The following is a 7,857-nucleotide window of genomic DNA, read 5'->3' on the forward strand; positions in this document are numbered from 1 at the left end:
TCTATGTGGGGCTATATCTGCTGGCTTCGAGCATCGCCAAGCGGGGCGTTGATTGCACAGATTCATCCTCGGTAGATAAATAAAGGCCAAAACCATAAGTTTACCGATTCCAAAAATCATGCCCAGATTCATGAGCTGCATATTTACCATGTCATTGTTAAAGACTCAAGTTTGTTAATTGATGATCTACCGGACCACTATCGATTCTCGTCATAACGGCTGACAACGAGTTCCTTTTGGAATAAGCATTTTTTTTAAGCATAGAATTTAATGATTCTATACTATACCAGGACATGGGTGAAATATGAAGAAAAATACAAGTATGATAATACAAATCGCCGCAACATATTCGGGAACCGTGGTGGGAGCCGGATTTGCTTCAGGACAGTCGATTATGCAGTTTTTCACGGTATACGGAGCCTATGGGGTATTAGGCATTTTATGCAGCACCTTTCTTTTTGTGTGGATCGGCACTAAAATGATGATTCTAGCTCACCATATCAAAGCATTTTCATATCAGGAGTTTAATGTTTATCTGTTTGGCAAGATTTTCGGCAAAGTCGCAAATGCCTTGACTTTAATTATTCTATTTGGGGTAACGGCCGTGATGCTTTCAGGAACCGGTACCATTTTCGAAGAACAACTCCGTCTACCCTATCAACTGGGTATTATCATCAGCATCGTTTTGTGTTATCTGGTGATGACGAAGGAAATCAGCGGAATTATGTTCGTAAACTCGTTAGTTGTTCCCATGATGCTTTTTTTCACTATTCTCCTTGTCGTAAAGGTTGTCAGAATAGACAATATTTTTGATATAGTCGGTTGGCAGAACCAACAACTGTACAATTTGAAGTGGTTCGTGAGTCCGTTTGTGTATGCAGGATTGAATTTTGCTTTTATTCTAGCCGTTATGGTTCCTCTGGGGAGTGAGGTGGATGACGAAAGCGCATTAAAATGGGGAGGGTTTTGGGGAGGCATTGGTCTTGGTTTTATGCTTCTTGTCAGCCATTTTGCAATGAGCTCAAAGATGCCCGAGATTCTTCAATACGATATTCCGATGGCCGAGATTATTCGAGATTTCGGGCGGTATTTTCATGTATTGTTTTTGCTCGTAATCTATGGAGAAATATTCACCACATTGATAGGCAATGTATTCGGAATTTCTCGTCAAATCCAAAGTCTTTATAATCTTCCTAAAAGTTGGTTGGTTCTTGGCATATTACTTGCTAGTTTTTTGATTAGTCAAGCCGGTTTCACCTCCTTACTTACTTATCTTTATCCGCTATTTGGGTATATGGGTTTGATACTTCTTATTTTTTTAGCAGTTCAACGGATGCCCAGGGACTAAGTCTCCATATTTTTATAAGTTGATTCGGCACGAAATCCAACTATTGGGTAATTATGCTACTACCGGAATAAAGGCACAGGGTTCCATCGATCCAACTTCTTATTTCCAAAACTTTTGGCCTGCCGTCTTAATAGCTAACATAAATGACCTCCATAAGAATAAAGAATACAGCATAGGGTAGACAGTTGCATGTCATATAGAGTATTTCCAACGACTTCACCTAAAAAATAGCTGAAATGAAGTCAAACGGTGTTACTTGACTAAATTGGTTTTTCCCTAACATCTTTGTAATGATGGACAATCCTACAAAACCTAGCAAGAACTCAATTGAGAATTGAAGAAACAACTTTTCATTTCCTCTTTCATCAAATGATTGGTGAAAGCAAGCACGCCGTTTGATCGAGAATCCGCTGCAAATGCGTGCGTTGAGGCGGGACTTCCATCCGTAAGGGAATGGAGTCCGCAAGATCATGCTCGAATTGTTCCGCCAGTTTTCGTGCTACTTCAGAACTGTACACAACTTCGCACACTTCATAATTCAGACGGTAGCTTCTTAAATCAAAATTTGAGGAGCCTATCTCGGCAATTTCTCCGTCAATGATCATTAACTTCGCATGCAACACGCCTTTATTGTAGAGGTAGATATGAACCCCGGCTTCCAAAAGTTCTCCATAGTAGGTCCGACTTGCAGCTCCAACGATGATCGATACCACGTGGCGGGGAACTAAGCGCACTCGGACACCGCGAACCAAAGCTGCTTTAATCGCCATAATAATGTCTGCATCTGGCACAAAGTAAGGCGCGATATTCCAATGGGCGTCGAAGACTGCTTGCAGTTCGTTTGCAGGTTAACCCACTATTCGAATATGGGTGTCGCGTCAAAAGCCGACATTCGACTTTAATCCGGTATATTCATCCCCGATATTGATGCCTCCAGTAAAAGCTTCCTGACCATCGAATACAACAATCTATGATTTCGGCAACTCCAATAGGACAGCGCCCAAGGGAAGCGAATGGGGAAAAAAGATCGGCATTCAATTCCAACCTTCATCATTTGGCGGCCGTAGCCATGGGCGTGCGTTGGGCCGAGGGGGAACTTGGATACTGTCAACTTTAGCAGTCGCGATGGGGGCGGCAGTGTTTAGGTTTATCCAAGGTTAGCTGTCTAAACAAAAGAATAGTGGCGAAAAGAGATCAAACCCTACTCAACTTGTAGGGTTTGATCTCTTTTCTAATCTGTTCACCGATGAAAACAGACAAGCCATGTCCTCAATATTCATGGTTTGTCTGTTTTTCTTAAAACCCCTTATATTGAGGTTCTTCATTTTCCAACTGTTGTACGCGGCTTTCTACTTGCTGCACGATTTGTTGGGTTTGTTGGGCCGCATTCGTAAAGAGCGATTTTGCTTCTTGATTTTGTGTTTCCAAAGCAAATTGTTCCAGACTCGCCTGAGCACTTTTTAAAGATGCTACGCACGTTTTCACTTGAGAAGCAACTGTCACGGAATGTCACCTCCTTTACCTTAGGATAGGATAATGTTTCACGGGTAATAGGAATAGATGCTTGCATTCTCCCAATACCGAAATTATTATTTCCGTCTCGCAACAAAAGCATACGTTAGAAAAATTTTCAGATGGAAATGCATGAAAATAATGGAATAGGGACATATTTACCTTTGTCGATTAATGTGATTGGAAAGGAATGGTAATATTATGCCGGATTGGGTAGAAATCGCTTTGCGAACGTTATTGGCTATGGGGGTTCTTTTTGTCCTAACGAAGATATTGGGTAAACGACAGGTATCACAGCTTTCATTGTTTGAGTATATCACCGGAATCACGATCGGCAACCTTGCAGCTTACGTTTCGTTGGATCTGGAGTCCACTTGGTATCTGGGCTTGGTTTCGATGACGGTTTGGACCGTTGTTTCTTTAGGGATTGAATTTTTACAGCTGAAAAGCAAAACGGCAAGAGACCTATTCGACGGCAAAGCAACAGTGCTCATTAAGGACGGCAAGATCATGGAGGATAACCTAAAAAAAGAAAGGATTACCACGGATGAACTTATGGAACAGCTTCGAATAAAGAATGTGTTCAAAGCTGCCGATGTTGAATTCGCCATCATGGAGTCAAGCGGTGACGTTAGCGTTCTTTTAACCAAGGAAAATCAACCGTTAACGCCTAAACACCTGGGAATAAATGTCGGGCCAGAACAAGAACCTCAATCGGTCATTATGGATGGAAAAATAATGGACGAACCGCTTGCCACGATAGGTCTAAACAGGAAATGGCTGGATTCGGAACTGGAGAAATTAGGTGTTTCGATTGATAACGTATTTCTTGGACAGGTGGATTCCTATGGCCAGCTATACGTTGATTTATTTGATGATCAGATCAAAGTACCGAAACCCCAGAAAAAAGCCGCGTTGCTTGCAACATTGAAAAAGTGTGAAGCGGATCTCGAAATGTTTGGCTTATCTACCAAAGAACAAAATACAAAGCAGATGTACGAGCAATGTTCAAAAGCGTTAGAAAAGATTATTGATGAAGTTAAACCATTGCTGATTCGTTAACAATTCGCCAATTATACGTCAGCTGAAATTCGAGGAGGATGTTCATGGCAAATAATATAAAGAAAAATTTAACGCGGGTACAACAGGAATATAAAGAATTGGCGCAAAGCGTCGAACCTCCGAGGCCCATACTCAAAAACTTCATTCGTGCGTTTATAGCTGGCGGGGCCATTTGTTTGGTTGGACAAGCCATCCAGGAAATGTTTGTGCATTGGGGCGGCTTTGATGAGAAAAAAGCTGGAGACCCTACCGTGGCGGTAATGATACTCCTTTCTGTCATTCTGACCAGCATGGGGGTGTACGATAAGTTTGCCCAATGGGCTGGTGCGGGTTCCGCAGTGCCTGTGACGGGATTTGCGAATTCGATGGCATCCGCTGCGATTGAACATCAGAGTGAAGGTATGGTGCTCGGTGTTGGCGGTAAAATGTTTAAACTGGCTGGACCGGTTATTGTATTTGGTACAGTCGCCGCCTTTGCGGTAGGAATTGTACATTTGCTGATCAAAGGCGGGGGAGGCTCTTAATATGTTAAAGGGACACCAGAGTTGGCTATTTGAGAACAAGCCGTTCATCCGATCAACAGCAACGGTAGTGGGTCCATTTGAAGGAAGAGGCCCGCTGGCCAAAGATTTTGACATTGTCCATGGAGAATCCATGATGGGACAAAAGAGCTGGGAGAAAGCAGAAAAGGCATTGATTGAAGAAGCGGCAAAACTGGCTATTGAAAATGCGGGGTTGACAAAGGAACAAGTACAGTTTTACATAGGCGGGGATTTGATGAATCAAATCATTAGCAGCAGTTTTGCCGCGCGAACATTATCGATCCCTTACCTCGGTGTGTTTGGCGCTTGTTCAACCTCGATGGAAAGTCTGGCATTAGCAGCTAACCTTGTAAATTCCGGTTCGGCGAAATTTGTATTGGCGGGGACATGCAGCCATGATTCCGGTGCGGAGAAACAGTTCCGATATCCGACCGAGTACGGTTCGCAAAAACCGCCAACCGCCCAATATACGGTAACCGGGGCCGGTGCTGCCATCGTATCCATGGAAGGTGACGGACCGGTTGTTACATCTGCCACCATTGGCCGGGTTATCGATATGGGCATTAAAGATCCGTTTAATATGGGCGCAGCGATGGCTCCTGCAGCGGTAGACACCATTGAGGCGCATGTTCGAGATTTGGGAATTGAACCGGGTTATTACGATTTGATCGTTACCGGCGATCTTGCGAAAGTCGGATATGAAATCGCCTGTAAATTGTTTAAGAAACATAACTTTCCCATCGAACAAACCGAATATTCCGATTGCGGGATGATGATTTACGATTATGAAACCCAAATGGTTCAAGCCGGAGCAAGCGGCTGCGGTTGTTCGGCAGTTGTTACCTATGGACATTTGCTAAATCGGATGCGAAGAGGTGAACTGAAACGAATCCTCGTTGTCGCTACGGGGGCGCTGCTATCCCCGATTTCATTTCAACAAGGGGAAAGCATTCCTTGTATCGCTCATGCCGTATCCATAGAGGCAGGGAGGGAGATATTATGATTTTTCTTTGGGCTTTTTTGGTGGGAGGTGCAATCTGTGTTTTCGGACAATTTTGTTTTGATGTCTTGAAACTTACACCGGCCCACACCATGACCCTGCTTGTTGTATTGGGCGCGATTGTCGACGGAATTGGATGGTATGATCCGCTGATTGAATTTGCCGGGGCAGGAGCATCGGTCCCGATTACAAGCTTTGGTAACGCGCTTGTCCATGGTGCGCTTCAAGAACTAAAGAGCAATGGCTGGATTGGGATCATCACCGGAATTTTCGAAGTGACCAGTGCCGGAATATCCGCAGCGATTATTTTTTCGTTTCTCGCTGCATTGTTCGTAAAACCCAAAGGATAATACGGGGCCCAATCCGAATTTCGTTGGCTAAAATACACTGTAACGGTCGGTCAGGGCGATCCCTAACCGGCCGGTTTTGATTATGAGAAACATTTACTTGTTCCAATCTGTACGGAATGTCCCCATCGATAATCTCAAAGGTTACGTTGACCAAGCTATAAAAGCCATATACTGTCAGACGCTATTTATTTCGGTTCCTATATTCTCCATCACTTCTTTGGTTCGCTCCATTAAACTCGGCTCGGTTGGAACATTTTCACTTGCTTTTCCATCCAAGATTATTGGAGATTTGTTACTTGTCGTTTTGATTCGCTGTTTAAATTGTGATTTAAGTTCGCTTTTTTCCATACTTTCTCCTTTTCATTCGCCATTTTCAGAATATGCAACTGATATTATTCCGATTTTCATATCCTTTATGCATCATAGGAGTCAGGTCCCCAAAAGGCTGTGTTTCCGCCTGCATATAGACAACCAACCCGATAAAATGACCGGAAACCGGGCGGATGCCGTTGTCGCTTCTATGCGTCTGCCATAGACTAATGCTGTAAGTTCAACTTTACCTAACCCAAGGAGGAATGTTTTCAAATGCAGTTTATCAAACAGGCAATGCCCATGTATACGCATGACCAGGCCGCTTATGTCAGGCAAATGTACGATTGGCACATGAAAATGGCTCAGTATCACGAACAATTACGTACCTTTCATCTGGAAAGGGCGAAACAATTTCAAAAGCTCTCCGAAGAAAAAGCGAAAACGTCAGAAATATCCAGCGACACCAGCGCCGCTTAAAGGCGAACCGACATGGAGCGATGTGATGAATTGGCAGCATTCCGAATCAAAATCTGGGACCGCTATGTAACCCTTCGTTCCCAATATGGAACCCGGATGCCCTTGTCTTTCGACCAGTTCTGGTATGACTTTTTGGTCAGGCACATGCTATCCGACTGTGGCGTAGAGCAAGTATATGAGGACTTCTGCAACAACTGGGAGAATCGGTGTGTGAAAAATGTTTGCGATTCGAGCCATCGGTAGAATGCCTGCGAAATAGGACCAAATGGCCGGCTGTTGCCCAAAATGGGTTGCTCCGGCCTTTGATATTTGTATGCAGGGGACAAGGGTAGATGGGATCAAATCCAAGCGGACTTTCACGATGCGGATAACTGCATAGGATGATTCGTTTCTGGACAACTTAAATGCTGTTTGCATAAATTTGGAAAGGCGGATGCCTGCATGTTACCAACATTCAGTACAAGCATTAAAAACTGGACTACCTCTGCCCCAAGACAACCAAATCGATGTAAAAATTGCATCTGGGGCAACTGGGATGGGTTGAAACAATTTTGTTCGAAACCTGTCTGCATTAAGAAACAACCAGTATAAGAGAAAGTCCATCTTCTTTTACTTGATCATGTTCGGTTATCTGCAAAGAATTCTTGCCCAGTGACTGGCATTTTTTCCGAGGACGCATATAATGACGTGATCTAACTTTGAGGAGTGATGAATCATGTCCGTTGCGGCTCAAACAAGTACAAAGAGTTTACCTCCCTTTTCCATATGGGGAGTTCATGCATCTGTCGCCGGAAGACCGGTTGTGTGGGGCAAACTAGTGATGCGTGTTTTGCAGGACCAGCAAATTCAAGGCACCATCCAATTTCGCGGAACGCCGATTCCGATTGAAGGAAGTTGGAATGAAAGCACGCAGCAGATCATGTTTCATTCCCCCTACGCCGCCTACTCCGGCCAATTAACCATCTATGACGATGTCAAGATTCAACTTCGGCATTTGGTTCTCACCGGACGTCTGCGGATGCTACCCTCTTCTTTACAGGCGGGCGAATATGGAACCTGGGTAGCGACAACTGATATAAGCTTGGCGGGGTATAGCGGCTATATCCCACCGCAACCGCCTTCAACTTCGCTGCCGCCGGTCGGCGTATTTGTAACGTCGAATATACTGTATGGAAACTCGCGTATATAAAACAGGCACATATCGGATGAAAAATGATCGGTAAGCGGATAACGGAAAGGGGTGGCATATCGGTG

The 7,857-nt window shown here is 44.1% G+C and carries 10 protein-coding genes and 1 pseudogene; 7 read left to right on the forward strand and 4 right to left on the reverse strand.

What is annotated here, in order from left to right:
- Window positions 1-304 precede the first annotated feature (304 nt).
- Complete coding sequence (locus FKP33_RS26145) at window positions 305-1,348, forward strand: YkvI family membrane protein (RefSeq protein WP_023559061.1); 1,044 nt, start codon at window positions 305-307, stop codon at window positions 1,346-1,348.
- Window positions 1,349-1,568: 220 nt separating this feature from the next.
- Here FKP33_RS26145 and FKP33_RS28900 read toward each other — a convergent pair whose 3' ends face one another.
- The 3 genes and pseudogenes from FKP33_RS28900 to FKP33_RS26155 all read right to left on the reverse strand — a co-directional run bounded on the left by FKP33_RS28900 (window position 1,569) and on the right by FKP33_RS26155 (window position 2,851).
- Complete coding sequence (locus tag FKP33_RS28900; RefSeq protein WP_326069412.1) at window positions 1,569-1,820, reverse strand: DUF421 domain-containing protein; 252 nt, start codon at window positions 1,818-1,820, stop codon at window positions 1,569-1,571.
- Window positions 1,714-2,408, reverse strand: a pseudogene (locus FKP33_RS29755) (phospholipase D-like domain-containing protein); the annotation flags it as partial. The gene FKP33_RS28900 and the pseudogene FKP33_RS29755, both read right to left, overlap by 107 nt.
- Window positions 2,409-2,644: 236 nt before the next feature.
- Window positions 2,645-2,851: a DUF1657 domain-containing protein gene (locus tag FKP33_RS26155; protein WP_007781230.1), complete on the reverse strand. Its 207-nt coding sequence runs from the start codon at window positions 2,849-2,851 to the stop codon at window positions 2,645-2,647.
- A 210-nt stretch (window positions 2,852-3,061) separates the two neighbouring features.
- On the opposite strand from FKP33_RS26155, the gene FKP33_RS26160 reads away from it, so the two are divergent.
- From FKP33_RS26160 to spoVAE, 4 genes are read left to right on the forward strand one after another with little or no spacing between them, the layout of a single operon-like run.
- On the forward strand, window positions 3,062-3,922 hold the full coding sequence (locus tag FKP33_RS26160; protein ID WP_141336760.1) for a DUF421 domain-containing protein: 861 nt from the start codon (window positions 3,062-3,064) through the stop codon (window positions 3,920-3,922).
- Between the two features lie 44 nt (window positions 3,923-3,966).
- Window positions 3,967-4,446, forward strand: a complete 480-nt coding sequence (gene spoVAC, locus FKP33_RS26165; RefSeq protein ID WP_005832062.1) for a stage V sporulation protein AC — start codon at window positions 3,967-3,969, stop codon at window positions 4,444-4,446.
- 1 nt (window position 4,447) lies between these two features.
- Complete coding sequence (gene spoVAD / locus FKP33_RS26170; protein WP_007784321.1) at window positions 4,448-5,467, forward strand: stage V sporulation protein AD; 1,020 nt, start codon at window positions 4,448-4,450, stop codon at window positions 5,465-5,467.
- Window positions 5,464-5,814 (forward strand): stage V sporulation protein AE, encoded by a 351-nt coding sequence (spoVAE, locus tag FKP33_RS26175; RefSeq protein WP_005832063.1) that lies wholly within the window; start codon window positions 5,464-5,466, stop codon window positions 5,812-5,814. The genes spoVAD and spoVAE overlap by 4 nt, the downstream gene beginning before the upstream one ends.
- A 174-nt stretch (window positions 5,815-5,988) precedes the next feature.
- Here the strand turns inward: spoVAE and FKP33_RS27385 are convergent, their stop codons facing one another.
- On the reverse strand, window positions 5,989-6,162 hold the full coding sequence (locus FKP33_RS27385; RefSeq protein ID WP_153784608.1) for a hypothetical protein: 174 nt from the start codon (window positions 6,160-6,162) through the stop codon (window positions 5,989-5,991).
- 237 nt (window positions 6,163-6,399) lie between these two features.
- Here FKP33_RS27385 and FKP33_RS26180 point away from each other — a divergent pair, with 237 nt between their 5' ends.
- Entirely contained in the window at window positions 6,400-6,603 is a 204-nt protein-coding gene (locus FKP33_RS26180) for a hypothetical protein (protein ID WP_023559066.1), read from the forward strand.
- Window positions 6,604-7,318: 715 nt separating this feature from the next.
- Entirely contained in the window at window positions 7,319-7,792 is a 474-nt protein-coding gene (locus FKP33_RS26185) for a hypothetical protein (protein ID WP_023556420.1), read from the forward strand.
- The last annotated feature ends 65 nt before the right edge of the window (window positions 7,793-7,857 follow it).

It is taken from the genome of Paenibacillus sp. tmac-D7 (assembly GCF_006519665.1).
Lineage (GTDB): Bacteria > Bacillota > Bacilli > Paenibacillales > NBRC-103111 > Paenibacillus_G > Paenibacillus_G validus.